Origin of the sequence: Mycolicibacterium septicum DSM 44393 (assembly GCF_000455325.1) — a bacterium.
GTDB lineage: Bacteria > Actinomycetota > Actinomycetes > Mycobacteriales > Mycobacteriaceae > Mycobacterium > Mycobacterium septicum.
Genome location: NZ_HG322951.1, coordinates 2,092,572 through 2,108,180, shown reverse-complemented (window position 1 = coordinate 2,108,180; position 15,609 = coordinate 2,092,572). Strand labels below are relative to the sequence as shown.

The following is a 15,609-nucleotide window of genomic DNA, read 5'->3' as shown; positions in this document are numbered from 1 at the left end:
AGCCGACCGCGTGCGATTGACAATGTCTACCAGCGATGATTAGCGTGTCGATCCATGCATGCACGGTAGGCGCTGGCATGCAACGGTGATTTGCTGATCGGGGGATAGCATGAACACTCGCCGTGGCCGAACGCGGACTAAACAGGATCTTCTACCCGACACTCAGCAAAGCATCTGGCTGGGCGGGCCGGCTCGGTGGCTGGCCGTGCTCTGCGCGGTAGCGGTCACCGTCGGCGGACTGCACCTGATCAGCCCGACCCCACCTCGGGTCGAGGGCGAGGTGGCCGCCGTCTCGGCGCACGAGGGGTTCGCCGACGCGGCAGTAGCGGCTTTCAGCGACTCAGCGGTGGGTACCGATCCGTTGTTGTCGCCGCAGCAGCGACGAGCGGACTTGCCTACCGATCCGGTGTCCGGGCTCACCTCGCACACCCCAGCCGGCCAGGTTCAGGTCGTACTACCGGGTGGCCTCGGGCGTGCTCAGCACACCTCAGGCGGCCAGGTTGTCTACCCGAATGCGGGGGCCGGCTTTGACATGCTGGCCGAAAACACCGCCACCGGCACCCGCACCGTCGCCCGAATCAACGATCCGGCTGGGGCGCGGATGGTCACGACGTTCGTGCGAACGCCCGCCGACACCGTGATGCTGGCGCACACCAACGGCTACCTCACGATCAACCGGGCCACCCCGACGGCTGAGACCATCGGCATGTTCTCCCCAGCTGAAACCCGCGACGCCACCGGCGCTTTGGTGCCGAGTTCGTATGTGATCAAGCAACTCGCCCCGCAGTTGTATGCGCTGACCGAGGTCATCGACCCCAGACCCGACACCATCTGGCCTGTCTACGTCGACCCACCCCTGCACCTGGCCGGGTCCGGTGGAATCCCACTGCCGCAGGGGTTTTTCGATTCGATCACCGACACCGTCAGCTCCATGACCGACACCGTCAGCTCTGCCGCCGCGACCGCGGTGTCGGCCACAGTCTCCGGAGCGAAAGCTGTCGGCACTTTCGTCAAGGAAAACCCGCTCGAATCCGCCATGCTCGTCGGCGGTGTCGCCTTGGCCGTGACCGGCGTCGGCGGCCCGGCCGGCGCGGCGGCGATCGCCGCAGCCACCGTGAACCTGAGTTCGGCTGGGCTCGACATCGCCGCTGCGGCAATGCCAGACAACAAGGTACTGGGCAACATCGCCACCGGTTTCGACATCGCCAGCGCACTGACCCCACAGGGGGCGGCCAAAAAGGTTGTCAAAGAAGGCGTGGAGATCGCCGGGGAACAGCTGGCCAAACATGCCGACGACGTTGTTGACGTCGCCAAAGCCGCACCCACCCCGCCAGCGCAACTCGCGAGTGAGGTCACCGCCGCGGGTACGAGGAACGCGCCTGTGCCGGGTGTGAGCACACCCAAGATCCCCAACGGGCCCCCAGCCAAGACCCCCAGAGACGTTCCTCCCGGGCACCCACTGGATTGCGGGTGCACCACCCAGCACCCGGCGGGGGTATACGACGAAACCAAGATGGGCGGCCAGGGACCTTTCATCGACCACTACGAGGCCGCGATCCTCGACCAGCCCAGTCCTTTCACCATCGCCGACGACGCAGCGAGAGACGCCAACCGCAAAGAGGCCATGAAAGGCTTCCCCCTGCGATCGGGGTTCGCCCGAGATGAGAAACCACTCGCTATGAGCGCCGACCGGGGCAATGGTCCCCCCAACGTGCGATACCTGAATCCCAAAGCGTCCTCAGTTGAGGGCAATGTCTGGATGCACGTACGAGAGAAATACCAGCTCAAGGCTGGCGAGAAGGCCGAGGTGGTATTCCGCGACCGCGTCGGCCAGATCAGGTGCCGCGACTGCGCACAACGCCACCTGCTCAAGAGGCAACCACAGCTGCGCCCGTCCAACCCCGCCCAACAGCGTGCCCTCGACGCCAACCGAGCCAGCGCGGTCACCAGCCGCCAACGCCTCAACGCGATGCAGAAGGCCGGAATGATCTCCACGCGGGAAAGCCGCAACAATGACAACGGCAACCGCTCGGCGTCTTCGTCGAACAAGAACCATGACCAGAAGAAGCAGAAACCCAAGAAAGACAAGAAGAGTAAGAAACACCACGCCAAGCCCAACTGAGGCAGAAGGGGGCAGGTCCCGATGACAGGGAACGAACTACTCGCTCAAGCCACGATTATCCCCGCCTACCACCAGGTACGTTTCGCCGCACTCGGCTCGAGGAGCGTTCCGGAACTCGATGATTACCCAGTGGAGTTCATCGCCGACGAATCCAGCATTCATGTTTTCACCTTCGCCGACGACCAAGACGAACACGCTGATCGCACTGCCGACGTCCACGTCTACCGGGGGACCGACACCACCGGCCTAGGGCGACTCATCTTCGACGCACCTTTGATCTTTCCGCAACCCGAATGCACCATTGGTAGTGGACTGGTGGCTGAGGATGACCGCCAGCACGTTTCGCTCAGGCGGACAGGCTCGATCCCCGTCCGCGTGCTCACCCGAGAATCCCAACCCGGCAACGGAACCGACGTCATCAACGTCCTCATCGACGACCGCTAGGCGGTGTACCCGTCGATCTGCAGCGCCTGCCCATCACGGCGCAACACCAGCACCGCACCCGGAGCCGGTATCAGGCCCTCTACCGATTCGGCTGGCACGGTGGCGGTTTGAGCGCAGGTCTTCGCGTCGAAACTGCGCAGCGATCCCGCGGCACCGCGGGCGCCGCGGTCGGCAAGCAGCAGGGTGTCGGGGAACGCGACGAAGGCAGGTTGATCGACTCGCAGGCTCGGCACGTTGACCCGAACCGGTTCGACGCCGTCGGGAACCTGGCACCGCTGGTGCCCGTCAGGTCCGAGCAGAGTCAGCCGGGTGGTTCGGTCCGTCAGGTACCACACCACGAAATCCTCACTGGGACCGTAGGATTCGGCAGGTCGTCCGTCTGCCGGCAACGGGGTCACACTGCGGTGAACGATGTCGGCATACAGTGCACTGTCCGGCGCACCGGAACCCGTCAGTGAAACGAAGACTCCGGCACCGTTGGCCGGCCTGGCCCCGAGTTTGAGGTAGCGCTGTTCGATCGGCACCGCCGGGTCGATCTTCTTCTCCGTCAGCACTGTGTCCCAGCCGATTTGCCCGGTTTCGGGATCGAGCACACTCAACCAGACCTTGCCGTCCTGGCATTGGACTGTCGACACGATTCCCGCGGTGGTCACGACGGGTTCGACAAAGCCGCAACCGGGATGCGGGGCAGGCACGCTCCACATCGCGTGGCCCGTCCGGCCGTCATACCGGGTCCAGATGCGCTCGTCGTTCCACCCGACGATGAACGGCCCGGACGCCAAACGAAAACGCCCACGAGCCGCTTCCTGAAGGGCCGCGTCGGCACCGACCCACAACTGCTGCCCGGTGATGGCGTCCAGGCCGACCAGCCCGCCGTCGATGAACGCCAAGACCGTGGCGCCGTTGTCGAGCACCCGCATCCCGGTGACGCCCACATCGCCGGGCCCGGTCCGCGCGTAGTGCCAGCGCTCCTTGCCGTCGGGGCCGTAGGCCGTGATGCGGCCGTCCCGGTACACCGCGAAACCGGCGCCGGCAGAACCGATGTCGTACGTCGGGACGCCTTTGTCGACGAACGCGTCGGGCACCGACACCGTGAACGTCCGCTTCCCCAACGCGGTGGGCACCGCCGGCGCATCAGTAGCTGCCGCCGTCGCCGCATCGACGAAGCGCCCGTCATCACCGGCGCGCAACGCACCCACGGTCACCACCGCGGCAACCACGACAGCAATCGCCGCACCCACGGCCAGCAACTTCACCGCGCCGCGGTCCAACCGGGGGAACGCCCGCGCCGCGAGGAACGTCGCCGCCGCCCCGCCCAGGCACAACCACCACGCCGCCATCCCGGCCGGCAGTGCCGCGGTGACCGGCGAATTGATCATCGCCGTCCGGTAGAACGCCGGGATGCCCTGCGAGACGTAGGCGATGACCAGCACCGCCGCCACGCCCGCCGCGCCGGCCGGGGTCGCCGCCAGATCACGGCCGGTCTGCCCACGCCAGACGCTGTAGGCCATGGCCGCGATCGCCACCACCGCGATCACCACGACCACCAGCGCCATGCGGTTGGGCAGGGCCTCACCCCAGCGGTGCAGGCCGATCACGTACCAGGAGCCCTCCCCCGCGCTGCGCGGCGCGACCAGCCGCGCCCATGTACCCAGCGCCGCGGCCCACACCAACAACACCACCGCCGCACCGGCCAGCACCGTGCCGAGCAGACGCAGCACGCCGAGAACCCGCTCGGCCGCCTTCTGCGACCCTTCAGAACCCATGTGAGCCATAGTCACACGCCGCGACACCCCCGCAACGGCCCAGCCCCGGTGAAAAGTACAGATAGAGTTGAGCGCGATGAGCCCTGCGCTGACCGTTCGTTACGACGGATCGACCCGTACCTTTGCCCCGGGCAACGATGTCGTCATCGGCCGAGACCTCCGCGCCGACGTCCGCATCGCCCACCCGCTGATCTCGCGTGCCCACCTGGTGCTGCGCTTCGACCAAGGTCGATGGATCGCGATCGACAACGGCAGCCTCAACGGCATGTACGCCAACGGCCGCCGGGTGCCCTCGATCGACATCCGCGACGGCCAGGTCGTCAACATCGGCAACCCGGACGGACCACAGGTGACCTTCGAGGTCGGACGTCACCAGGGCTCCGTCGGCCGGACACCGACCGCCGCGGTACCCATCGGGAACCGGCCCAGCGGTGCGTGGCCCACGCAGGCGGCGCCCCCCGGGCGTCAGCAGTACGGTCAGCCGCCGGCCGCCCAGCGCCCCGGTTACTCGTCCGGCCCGCAGCCGCGCTACCCGACCCCGCCGACCGGGTATCCGAGCGGTCCTCAGGGTGGCTACCCGAGCGGACCGCAGTCGGGATATCCCAGCGGCCCCCAGGCGTACCAGTCGCAACCGGTTCGCACCCCGGCCCCGGCGAACCCGTCCCAGGCAGCGACTTCGATGGCGCCCGCCGCCACCTCGGACCGCGGCAGCAGCGAGGCCGGCGGCAACATCGCGACCAGCATGATGAAGATCCTGCGGCCCGGTCGCACGTCCCCGGCGCCCGCGGGAGCGGTGAAGATCGGCCGCGCGACCGACAACGACATCGTCATCCCCGACGTGCTGGCCTCACGCCACCACGCCACGTTGATCCCGCTGACCGGCGGCACCGAGATCCGCGACGAGCGCAGCATCAACGGCACCTTCGTCAACGGCGCGCGGGTGGACAGCGCGATCCTGCACGACGGTGACGTGGTCACCATCGGCAACGTCGACCTGGTGTTCAGCGGCGGGACCCTGGTCCGGCGCAGCGAGACCGAAGCCGACACCCGCACCGGCGGCCTCGAGGTGCGGGGCCTGACGTGGACGATCGAGGGCAACAAGACGCTGCTCGACAACATCTCCGTCGATGCCCGGCCCGGGACGCTCACCGCGGTGATCGGCCCGTCGGGTGCCGGCAAGTCGACGTTCGCCAAACAGGTCGCCGGCTACACCCATCCGACGACCGGCACCATCACGTTCGAGGGTCACGACGTCCACGCCGAGTACGCCTCGCTGCGTTCCCGGATCGGCATGGTCCCGCAGGACGACGTGGTGCACGGTCAGCTCACCGTCCGGCAGGCGCTGATGTACGCCGCCGAACTGCGGCTGCCGCCCGACACCACCAAGGAAGACCGCGAACAGGTCGTCATGCAGGTGCTCGAGGAACTCGAGATGACCAAGCACCTCGACACCCGCGTCGACAAGCTGTCCGGCGGGCAGCGCAAGCGTGCCTCGGTCGCCCTCGAACTGCTGACCGGCCCGTCGCTGCTGATCCTCGACGAGCCCACCTCGGGCCTGGACCCGGCGCTCGACCGTCAGGTGATGACGATGCTGCGCCAGCTGGCCGACGCCGGCCGCGTGGTGCTGGTCGTCACGCACTCGCTGACCTACCTCGACGTGTGCGATCAGGTGCTGCTGCTGGCCCCCGGCGGCAAGACCGCCTTCTGCGGACCGCCCGACCAGATCGGACCCGAACTCGGCACCACCAACTGGGCCGACATCTTCAGCAGCGTCGCGGGCGATCCGGCCGAAGCCCACCGCAAGTATCTGGCTCGGACCGGCCCGGCCCCGGCAGCCGAACCGTCGTCGGCACAGCCCGGCGACCTGGGCGAGCCGGCCAAGACCAGCCTGTTCCGGCAGCTCTCCACGATCGCCCGCCGGCAGGTCCGGCTGATCGTGTCCGACCGCGGCTACACCGCGTTCCTGCTGATGCTGCCGTTCATCATGGGCGTGCTGTCGCTGTCGGTGCCCGGTGATGTCGGGTTCGGTCTGCCCGTGCCTGCCGTCCAGGGCGGCGAGGCACCCAACGAACCGGGCCAGATCCTGGTGATGCTCAACGTGGGTGCGATCTTCATGGGCACCGCGCTGACCATCCGGGCGCTGATCGGCGAGCAGGCGATCTTCCGTCGCGAGCAGGCGGTCGGTCTGTCGACGACGGCCTACCTACTGGCGAAGATCGCGGTCTTCGCAGTGTTCGCGGTGGTCCAGTCGGCCATCGTCACAGTGATCACGATCGTCGGAAAGGGCTGGGGCCCGGGCGCTGTCGACAGCGGGGCCTTCATCGGCGGCCGCAACCTGGAGTTGTTCATCGACATCTCGATGACGTGTGTGGCCTCGGCGATGGTGGGCCTGGCCCTGTCGGCGCTGGCCCGCTCGGCCGAGCAGATCATGCCGCTGCTGGTGGTGACCGTGATGAGTCAGCTGGTGTTCTCCGGCGGCATGATCCCGGTGACCGACCGCGTGGTGCTCGATCAGCTGTCCTGGATCACCCCGGCACGCTGGGGCTTCGCGTCCTCGGCGTCGACCATCGACCTGACCCGCCTGGTGCCGCCGCCGCTGCTGCCCGCCGATTCGCATTGGAAGCACACCCCGACGGTGTGGCTGATCAACATCGGCATCCTGTTGCTGCTCTGCATCATCTACACCGGATTCGTTCGCTGGCGGATCCGCCTCAAGGCCGGCTGAGTCCTCCCGTGAGCAGTCCCCCGCAAGCGGGAGACTGCTCGGCAGGAAGGGGTTATCCGCCGTGGACGTCGAGACCGTGCGCGGCCGAGTAGGCCAGCGCCTGTGCGATGTCGATCTTGGCGCCGCGCAGCTTCGCGGTGGTCCAGAAGGTGGGGTCGACGCGGGCGCCGCGCAGATCGGCCTCGTCGAGCTTGGCGTCCTGCACCCGTGCCCCCGTCAGGTCCGCCTGCCGTAGCACCGCCTTGCGCAGGTCCACCCCGACCAGGCTGGCCTCGCGCATCCGGCAGTCCGACAGGTCGACGCCGCGCAGGTCGCAGCCGCCGAGCACCGCCAGGGTCAGGTCCGACTCCACGATCTTGATGGGCCGCAGCCGGCACTCGGTGAACACCGATCCCAGCAGGCTGCAGTTGGTGAACGCACTGTGCCACAGCGTGGCGCGGCGAAACGTGCAGTTGCGGAACGCCGAGCCGAAATGCTGCGACTCGGACATGTCCACACCGCTGAAGTCGCACTCGGTGAACACCACACGCTCGGTGCGCAACCGGCTCAGGTCTTCCTCACGGAAATCGTGACCTGTGAATTCCCTGTCCGCCCAGGCGGTTTCGTCAGCTACCACGCCTCAGCCAGGCAACGCGGAAAGCGTGCTCAGCGAGTACTCGGTGACCGCGATCAGCGCGGCCTTGGCCGAGTTGCGATCGCGGGCGTCCACGGCCACCACCGGGATATGCTCCGGCAGCGCCAGGGCCTTGCGCACCGCCTGAGTGGGATGCTTTGGCGCATCGTCGAACTCGTTGACCGCGACGATGAAGGGCAACTTGCGCGCCTCGAAGAAGTCGACCGCGGCGAAGCTGTCCTGCAGGCGGCGCACGTCGACCAGGATGATCGCACCGATGGCGCCACGGACCAGGTCGTCCCACATGAACCAGAACCGGCGCTGCCCGGGTGTGCCGAACAGGTACAGCACCAGATCCTCGTCCAGCGTGATCCGGCCGAAGTCCATCGCTACCGTGGTGGTGCGCTTGTCCGGGGTGCCGTCCAGGGCGTCGACGCCCTCAGACACGTTGGTGACCAACGCTTCTGTGCGCAGCGGCATGATCTCGGAGACCGCGCCGACGAATGTCGTCTTCCCTGCCCCGAACCCGCCAGAAATAACGATCTTCGTCGAGGCGGCCCCACGTCGGGGGGCGCCACCGCCGGAGGCCGAGCGGGGTTCAGAGTGCTCGTAGGCCACGCAGGGTCCTTCCAATCAATTCGCGGCGTTCGTCGAAGCTAGCCGAGTCATCAAGGGTGGCTTCCACCCGTAGATAACCCTGCGTCACCAAGTCCCCGATCAGCACGCGCGCCACGCCGAGCGGGAGAGATAAATGAGCGGCAATTTCGGCAACCGAAGGACTGCCGGTGCACAACTCTACGATCTGTGCGCGCACATCGTGCCCAGTCCAGCGCGGTTCACGTGTCGTGTCGGTTTTTTGTATCGGTGCTTCCAGCGGAAGGTGCACGCGCGAGTCGGTGCGGCCGGCCGTCAGCGTGTACGGCCGCACCAGACTCGGACGGTCAGTAGTTTCCGGTTCGTCCACAGGCACCTCGCGAAGGGCAGAAGGGGCGGGGACTCAGGACGGTTGCGGTGTGCGGCGCGAAGACTGCACCACCGCGCCGACCCGCTCGACCAAGATGGCCATCTCGTAGCCGACCTGGCCGATGTCACACGACGGGGCGGTCAGCGTGGCCAGGTTGGACCCGTCACCCACCCGCATCAACAGCAGGTAGCCGTTCTCCATCTCGACCACCGACTGCATCACGTGGCCGCCGTTGAACAGCTGGGAGGCTCCGGTGGCCAGGCTCGCCAGTCCGGAGGAGACGGCGGCCAACTGGTCGGCCCGCTCGATCGGCATGTGTTCGCTGGCAGCCATCAGCAGTCCGTCGGCCGAAACCAGCACCGCGTGGGACACCCCGGATACCTCGCGGGCGAACTTGGACACGAGCCAGTCCAGGGAGTCGCGCTGCGTCGGACGGGTCATTCGTTATCGGTTCCTCTGGTCTCACGGGCATGCGATCGTCCGGCGTGCACGCCTCCGAAAAGGTTGCTGGTGCTCGTACGGACAGCCTCGGGGTCACGCGGTTTGAACGCCGCGAACATGCCGCTGTCAGGTTCGTCTGCCGATGCTACCGTCTCGACGCTGTCGTCGTTACGGTGTACTCCACCGTTGCGGTGACGGCCGTTGGACTCACCGGCCACCCCCACGGCCGCGGCAACACCACCCGGCACCAGGCGGGCACCCGGCGTACGCATGGGCAGGCCTTCCTCGGTGTGCTGCTCGACGGGCGCATCCTGCGCCGCGGCGGCCACCGACCAGCCCTTCTCCCAGACCGTCTTCCAGTCCAGGTCGGCGCTGCGCACGTGGGTCGTCGGATCGATCTCGAATTCCGAGACCATCGACTGATAGATCGAGTCGCCCTCGACATCGGGGTTGTCGTCCTGGGCCGCGGCGGGTTCGACCGGTTCCTCGGGTGCGTGCTCGACCTGATGAGCCGCACCATTGAGACCGTTTAGACCGTTGACGCCATTGAGGCCGCTGTGACCGTTGAGCTCACTTGCCCCATTGAGGTCGCCGTGACCGTTCAGACCGTTGAGGCCCGCGGCACCGTTGACACCGTTGGTGGCCGCCTGCCCTCGGGACGCGAAGAACGATGAGGTGTTGGTGGGCGTCTGACGTCCGGCCTCCACATCGTCGGTCGCCTCGTCGGTGGCTGCCGTGTCGGCAGCTCCCGCGATTTCCCCCTTGGCCAGGGCCGCACTCTCCTCGGTGTGCACCGGCCACTGCTGCGGCCACTCACCCACCGGCTCGTCCGCGGGCTCCTCGGCCTGCGCCTCGGCAGCCTCCTCCGGTTGCGGGGCGAGCGTGCCCGGCAGCTCCGAGATGCCACTGGCACCCGGACTGCGCTGCGGCAGCAGGTCGAACGGCATGTCCGCACCGTTGAGGTGGGGCTCGTCGGCGCCGGATCCGAACACCGACGCATCGGCAGGATCGGCGTCCAGCGACAACGCCGTTGCGATCCCGGCATGCGCGTCGACGGGCCTGCCGTACGGAAGGTCGTCGACCGAGTCGCCGCCGTCGCGGGCCAGCAGCGTGGCCGGGATGTACACCCCTGCCGTGGTGCCCGAGCTCGGCTCTTCGGCGACGGTGCTGCGCAGCCGCACCACCAGCCCGTGCTGGGTGGCCAGCCGCCCGACCACGAACAGACCCATGTGACGCGCGGTGTAGGGATTGACCTCGCCGCCGGACTGCAGACGGGTGTTGGCGACCCGCAGATCGGCCTCGGTCATACCCAGGCCGACATCGCTCACCTCGATCACCAACGCGCCCTTGGCCGCGTGCACGGCCGACACCCGCACCTGCGAGATCGGCGGCGAGTAGCGCAGTGCATTGTCGAGCAGCTCGGCCAGGAGGTGGATCAGGTCGCCTGCCGCCGTGCCGGTGATCTCGACGTCGGCCACCGACGCGGTGACGACACGGGTGTAGTCCTCCACCTCAGAAGCGGCGGCATTGATCACGGTCGCCAGCGGCACCGGACGGCTGTGCTCGCGCGCCAGCTTGGATCCGGACAGCACCAGCAGGTTCGCGCCGTTCCGGCGCATACGGGCCGCCAGGTGGTCGAGCCGGAACAGGCTCTCCAGGCGTTCCGGGTCGTCCTCGTTGCGCTCCAGCTGATCGATGAGCGACAACTGCTGGTCGACGAGTGAGCGGCTGCGCCGCGACAGCGTCTCGAACATGTCCGAGACCTGCAACTGCAGCTGAGCCTGTTCCCCGGCGAGGAACACCGCCTGCTCGTGCAGCTCGTCGACGGCATGGGCCACCTGACCGACCTCTTCGGTGGTCTGCACCGGGATCGGGGTGACCGGCACCAACTCGCCGCCGGCGCGGACCCGTTCGATCTCCTTGGCCAGGTCCTGGTGCGCAACCTTGAGCGCGCTGTCGCGCAGCGTCCGCAGCGGGCGCACCAGTGAGCGGGCCACCAACAACACGATGACCATGGCGCTGACGATCGCGGTCGCCACCAGGATGGCGTCCCGGATCGCGTCGTTGCGGGCATCGTTGGCCTGGGCCTCCACGGCGGCCGGAATGGACGCGGTGGTGTCGTCGACGATCTGTCCGGCGATCTTGTTGGTCGCCTCGAGCGAGGCCAGCATGTCCGGATTACCGACCAGCGGAATGCCGGGATTCGACATCATCGCCATGCGCTTGACCATCTCGGCCCGAAGCGTCGCCGCCTCCTCGGAGCCACCTCCGAGCACCTTCGTCAGCGCGGCGACGGTGGACGGCTCGGTTCCGGCCATCGTGATCATCGAGGTGCGCAGCAGCGGCTCCGGTTCGTCGCCGCCCCGGTTGACCAGCATCCGCTGGATCGCCATCTGCCCGCGGGCACCGACCGCGCGGGCCAGCGCCTCAACCTGGGCCTGAACCGTCAGCTGTGTGCTGTGCACCGAGCCGGTGATCGCGGCTTCCCCGGTCAGCAGCAGCGGGCCGTAATCAAGAATGCGCTGCCGCAGATCGATCGAATCGGACATCACCGCGTCGACGAGCTGCTGCCCCTTGCCGAGAAGGCCGGTGATGGCCTGACCGACATCCTCGGACACATCGGTGGCTTCTACCCGTTGCTGCAAATCGGATTTGCGCTCATTGAACGTGGACATCGCAGACTGTCCGTCGCCACCTTCGGTAGCTGCAATGAGGACACCCTCCATCGCCGCCATATAGCGGTCGACGTCGGGAATCACTTCGGCGCGATCGGCGGCCAACCGCAGATCTCCGGCAGCACTGGCACTGGCATAGATGCGCAAGCCACCGAACGTCGCCGCCAGGATCAACGGCACGACGACAATGGCGAGGACTTTCCGACTGACCGGCCAGTTGGCCGGTGACCAGCGCGAGGGGCGCTTGGCCGGAGCCGATGGTGCTGGGGAGAATTCGACGAGGGTGCCGTCAGCCTGTTTCAGCTGCGTGAAGGCAGTCATCGGCGCCCAACCGCACTACCGGCTGCGTGGCCGCAATTTACTCGTGGGGCGTGATTCATAAGACTTCCTGCTGTTTCCGCCCACGCTGGGGCGGGCGTCAAACGCCTTGGCAATTGCACGAGTATGACAGCAGCTCGCGAGCGTTTCCACAATTCTTACTGAACAGACAGAGTTCGTGACCGAGCCGTAGCGCAGTTGTGTGGTAATCGAGCAAACAGCGCTGTCCTTGCCGAATCGCGTGCCGATTTCCACTTCTATTCCGCGTGCCGATTCGGACCTCAATTACATCCCGATTCGCCCCCGGGCGGGCGTTCGTACGATCATCGTCGGATGTTCCGGGTGTTGTTCTTTTCTCCCCGCATCGCACCCAACACCGGCAATGCGATCAGGATGGTGGCAGGTACCGGGTGCGAGCTGCATCTGGTCGAGCCCCTGGGCTTCGATCTGTCCGAACCCAAGCTGCGCCGGGCCGGCCTCGACTACCACGACCTGGCATCGGTGACCGTGCACGCCGACCTGGCGGCCGCGTGGCGCGCGTTGATGCCGGCCCGGGTCTACGCATTCACCGCCCACGCGTCGACCTCGTTCGCCGATATCGCCTACCAGCCGGGAGATGTGCTGATGTTCGGCCCGGAACCCACCGGACTGGACGCACAAACTCTGGCCGACCCGAATATCACCGCGCAGGTACGTATTCCGATGCTCGACGGCAGGCGGTCATTGAATCTGTCCAATGCCGCGGCCGTCGCCGCTTATGAGGCATGGCGCCAACACGGGTTCGCCGGCGGCGTCTAGTTACGCCCCGGGCGTGGGCCGCCACGCGACCCACGCCCGAATCTCACAGAGAGTTCATACACCGGCTTCACAATTGCATCGGAGGGCAACAGCTGCCCCAGGGCCCACCGGGCTCACCAACTGTCCCAGTGCGAGAACTGCTCAGCCGGAAGGCGCTTGGCCTTCTTGAAGTCGGTGCCCTTGGTGTAGGCGATCGGGAACAGCCCCGCCTGGGCGTACCGATCGAACGGAATGCCCAGCAGTTCGGCCGCCTGCTTCTCGCCGTCACCGAGCAGGTGCAGCGTCGTCCAGGCCGACCCGAGGCCGCGCGAGCGCAGCGCCAGCATGAAGCTCCACACCGCGGGCAGCAGGGATCCCCAGAATGATGCGGACATGCCGGCGGGGGCACCGTCGGGCCGACCCTCGAGGCACGGGATCATCAGCACCGGCGCCTTCTCGAAGTTGTCGGTGAGGTACCTGGCGGAGCTCATGACGGCGTCCGCCTGCTGATCGCGGATGTCACCGCGCTCGGGTTTGGGCATGTCCAGGTAGGGGTTGGCGCTGGCCCGGTAGATGTCGGCCAGGGCCTTCTTCTTTGCCGGATCCTCGACGAAAACCCATTGCCAGCCTTGCGCATTCGACCCGGTGGGGGCCTGTAGAGCCAGGTCGAGGCACTCCGTGAGCACCTCACGCGGCACCGGCTTTTCGAAGTCGAGCCGTTTGCGCACCGATCGGGTGGTGGTGAGGAGTTCGTCGACGGTCAAGTTCAGGGCTGGTTCGGCTGTCATGCCGCGAGACTACAACCGCTCGACAGAAACCAGAAGCTCCCCAGCAGTTTGCTGGGGAGCTCCTAATCATCGTGCGCCGCAGTACAACTCAGCTAACCGATGAAGGTTGCGCACCGTCGCCGAATCGACGACGGTGCACGGGGTCTGTCAGCCGGCGTTCTCGGATACCAGCACGGGCTCCCAGCCGTTGGCCTGCGGCTCGTCCGAGGAGCCGTAGTCGGCCGAGGACGGGACGGCATGGATGCCGTGATCGTCGCCGGGCAACCCGCCCAGCGCCGCGATGGTGTCCCGGATCTTGGTCGCCTCGGCGTCGGTCGGCGTTGCGCCGGCCTCGAGCTCGTCGAGCAGTCCGTCGCGCAGGCCGGCACCGTTGGCCACTTCCTGGGCCGACAGCTTGGCGTGGACGCGGGTGACGTAGATCTGCTGTCCCAGAGAGGATCCCGGCGCCGAAGCGGCGTGGGCCATCAGCGAGTCATACCGCTGACGGACCCCGCTCAGCGCCACGATGACCGCGGGAGACGGCCGGTTGCTGCTGGCCGCCTCGGACAGGGAGGCACGCAGCTTGCGCAGGCCGGACAGGACGACGTCGGCGCGCTTGTGGAACTTCTTGTCCTCGGGGAAGGGCAGTGCATCGATCGCGGCGGAATACATGTGCATCGCCGCCTCCGACAGACTGACGATGACCGCCGAATCACCTTCCAGCGTCGCGTTTTGTCCCATGGGCCCTCAATTCTCAAGCGAACAGATCAACAGAAAAGTGAGCGGCCGGTTGCCGGACCTGTCGGGCCGATCCACCGCCGCTCGCGGTGAGCACGCCGATGACACTAGCGGTTACCGCGCGGCTCGTCATCGCTAGGGGCACTTGAAGAATGACGAAAAACAGAGTATGCGAATGCGGGTGCCACCGGCCGGTAGCACCCGCTGCCGAGGTTGGCCTTACTCTGAACGCCTGCACGGTGGCAGGCTTGGCCGATGGGAGGTCGACATGGCCGGACTAACTGAATCGACAAGGGTCGCTGAGTCTTCAGGGGGTGCCCCGTTGGATTACAGCCAGATCGGTGACACGACTGAACCGATGCGGGTGGCTGCGGTCGATCGGGACCCGGCCCCCAAAGCCTTGTCGATCGATCCCAAGGCCGGCATCGGTTGGCTGGTGTGCGGCGGCCTGAGCAGCCTGGCCATCGTCTGGTACCTGCTGCTCAGCCCGGGCGAACGCGGAAGCAAGGCCGAGTGGTTCTTCGGTGCCGTCATCTTCGTCGTCGTGATGGTGACGATGTGGCTGACCCTCACCGTCCAGCGTCAGGCCAAACATGACATCGCCCAAGCCGACGATCGTCTGCGCCGTGAGTTGGCGGCCGCCGACGAACGCTCGGCGCTGGAACTCGCGCTGACCCAGAAATGGCATCGGGCCCAGATGGAGTCCCAGCAGAAGCTGCACGATGCCGAACTGGTGGCACAACAGGAACTGGCCCGCATCGAGCGCAACAACCTGCTCGAACAACTGCAGAAGCAGGCGATGATCGAGGTGTCACGTGCGGTCGGCGCACACACCCGGATGCTCGCCACGCTGTGGACCGAAGGTGCGACACAACTGCGCAACCCGGACCGCGACGAGCGGGAAACCGTGATGAACGCGCTCTTCGGACAGATCAGTCAGGTGGTCAGCAACGTTTCGGTCGAACTGGACAACGCCCATCTGCTCAGCCAGGACGACCGCCTGCAGGATGCGCTGAACCGGGTCAACGACGCCGTGCTGCTGGCGATCCAGGTTGCCGAGGATCTGCACGCCGACGTGGTCGAGGGACGGACCCCGGAAACCAATCCCATCCCCGCGGTCCAACGCCTGCTGCACGAGCGGGCCACCGACGCGCGGCGGCTGGCATGGTCGCTGCTGCGGACCGGGCTTGAGGACACCACGACCCGCAGCGTCTCTACCGTTTCCAGCGTCTCCGGCGCCGACCCGAGCTGACCGCCGG

At 67.0% G+C, this 15,609-nt stretch carries 13 protein-coding genes; 5 read left to right on the top strand and 8 right to left on the bottom strand.

The annotated features are described in order from the left end of the window. Positions 1-205: 205 nt before the first annotated feature. Both TX88_RS35045 and TX88_RS09905 read left to right on the top strand, forming a co-directional pair. Positions 206-2,122, top strand: a complete 1,917-nt coding sequence (locus tag TX88_RS35045; RefSeq protein ID WP_244438397.1) for a hypothetical protein — start codon at positions 206-208, stop codon at positions 2,120-2,122. Between the two features lie 129 nt (positions 2,123-2,251). Next, positions 2,252-2,566 (top strand): hypothetical protein, encoded by a 315-nt coding sequence (locus TX88_RS09905; RefSeq protein WP_044516437.1) that lies wholly within the window; start codon positions 2,252-2,254, stop codon positions 2,564-2,566. Here the strand turns inward: TX88_RS09905 and TX88_RS09900 are convergent. Then, positions 2,563-4,332: a BamB-related PQQ repeat family beta-propellar protein gene (locus TX88_RS09900; RefSeq protein WP_044516435.1), complete on the bottom strand. Its 1,770-nt coding sequence runs from the start codon at positions 4,330-4,332 to the stop codon at positions 2,563-2,565. The genes TX88_RS09905 and TX88_RS09900 overlap by 4 nt on opposite strands. 76 nt (positions 4,333-4,408) lie before the next feature. Here TX88_RS09900 and TX88_RS09895 point away from each other — a divergent pair, with 76 nt between their 5' ends. Beyond that, entirely contained in the window at positions 4,409-7,057 is a 2,649-nt protein-coding gene (locus tag TX88_RS09895) for an FHA domain-containing protein (RefSeq protein WP_209446969.1), read from the top strand. Positions 7,058-7,109: 52 nt separating this feature from the next. Here TX88_RS09895 and TX88_RS09890 read toward each other — a convergent pair whose 3' ends face one another. Genes TX88_RS09890 through TX88_RS09875 form a run of 5 tightly spaced genes read right to left on the bottom strand, consistent with a single transcriptional unit; the run spans position 7,110 to position 12,071 of the window. Next, entirely contained in the window at positions 7,110-7,673 is a 564-nt protein-coding gene (locus tag TX88_RS09890; protein WP_044516432.1) for a pentapeptide repeat-containing protein, read from the bottom strand. A gap of 3 nt (positions 7,674-7,676) precedes the next feature. Beyond that, positions 7,677-8,288: a GTP-binding protein gene (locus tag TX88_RS09885; RefSeq protein ID WP_036388873.1), complete on the bottom strand. Its 612-nt coding sequence runs from the start codon at positions 8,286-8,288 to the stop codon at positions 7,677-7,679. Further along, a complete protein-coding gene (locus TX88_RS33250; protein WP_082448780.1) occupies positions 8,269-8,634 on the bottom strand; it encodes a DUF742 domain-containing protein in 366 nt (121 codons plus the stop codon). Before TX88_RS33250 ends, TX88_RS09885 begins: the two co-directional genes overlap by 20 nt. A gap of 33 nt (positions 8,635-8,667) precedes the next feature. Then, positions 8,668-9,075 (bottom strand): roadblock/LC7 domain-containing protein, encoded by a 408-nt coding sequence (locus tag TX88_RS09880; RefSeq protein WP_029107096.1) that lies wholly within the window; start codon positions 9,073-9,075, stop codon positions 8,668-8,670. Then, on the bottom strand, positions 9,072-12,071 hold the full coding sequence (locus TX88_RS09875; RefSeq protein WP_044516428.1) for a HAMP domain-containing sensor histidine kinase: 3,000 nt from the start codon (positions 12,069-12,071) through the stop codon (positions 9,072-9,074). The genes TX88_RS09880 and TX88_RS09875 overlap by 4 nt, the downstream gene beginning before the upstream one ends. Before the next feature lie 330 nt (positions 12,072-12,401). On the opposite strand from TX88_RS09875, the gene TX88_RS09870 reads away from it, so the two are divergent. After that, positions 12,402-12,866, top strand: coding sequence for a tRNA (cytidine(34)-2'-O)-methyltransferase (locus TX88_RS09870; protein ID WP_044516427.1), 465 nt, complete (start codon positions 12,402-12,404; stop codon positions 12,864-12,866). A 113-nt stretch (positions 12,867-12,979) separates the two neighbouring features. On the opposite strand, the gene TX88_RS09865 is transcribed toward TX88_RS09870, so the two are convergent. Both TX88_RS09865 and TX88_RS09860 read right to left on the bottom strand, forming a co-directional pair. Further along, positions 12,980-13,633 carry a nitroreductase family protein gene (locus tag TX88_RS09865; protein ID WP_044516425.1) on the bottom strand — a complete coding sequence of 218 codons (654 nt, stop codon included), beginning with the start codon at positions 13,631-13,633 and terminating at the stop codon, positions 12,980-12,982. A gap of 147 nt (positions 13,634-13,780) precedes the next feature. Beyond that, positions 13,781-14,353, bottom strand: a complete 573-nt coding sequence (locus tag TX88_RS09860; protein WP_044516424.1) for a hypothetical protein — start codon at positions 14,351-14,353, stop codon at positions 13,781-13,783. Positions 14,354-14,672: 319 nt separating this feature from the next. Between TX88_RS09860 and TX88_RS09855 the strand changes: the two genes are divergently transcribed. Further along, positions 14,673-15,602, top strand: a complete 930-nt coding sequence (locus tag TX88_RS09855) for a F0F1 ATP synthase subunit B family protein (protein WP_084621853.1) — start codon at positions 14,673-14,675, stop codon at positions 15,600-15,602. The last annotated feature ends 7 nt before the right edge of the window (positions 15,603-15,609 follow it).